This window comes from Cereibacter changlensis JA139, assembly GCF_003034985.1.
In the GTDB taxonomy this organism is placed as follows: domain Bacteria; phylum Pseudomonadota; class Alphaproteobacteria; order Rhodobacterales; family Rhodobacteraceae; genus Cereibacter; species Cereibacter changlensis.
On record NZ_PZKG01000454.1, the window covers coordinates 1 to 347 of the forward strand.

Genomic DNA, 347 nt, shown 5'->3' on the forward strand with positions numbered 1-347 from the left:
GGGTGGCGTCACGCCTTCGGCAATCTCGACGAGGGCATGTCGGCGGAGCTGCTCGGCAGCGACTTCGTCGCCTACGGGATGCCGATCGCCAAGAACGAGCTGCTGCTGGAGGCCGGCCTCGAGATGCCGCTGTTCGGCAACTCGACCTTCAGCGTAGGTTATTCCGGCCAGTTCTCGGAGGATCACCGCGATCATGGCCTGAAGGCGGCGCTGCAGGTCGCTTTCTGAGCCTTCGTATTGATTTCCACCCAGAACTGAGCCGGGTTTTCCATCGAGAAGTGAGCCACCTCTGACTATGGATTTCGGGTCAAGTCGGGGTCAAGGCATGGTTTGTGTCCTTCTTTTTT

Annotated in this window: 1 protein-coding gene; it reads left to right on the forward strand. The window is 59.4% G+C overall.

Annotated elements, in window-relative coordinates; all coding sequences use genetic code 11:
• A partial coding sequence (locus C5F48_RS25615) for a hypothetical protein (RefSeq protein WP_219907858.1) occupies positions 1-228 on the forward strand: 228 nt, incomplete at its 5' end.
• Between the last annotated feature and the right edge of the window lie 119 nt (positions 229-347).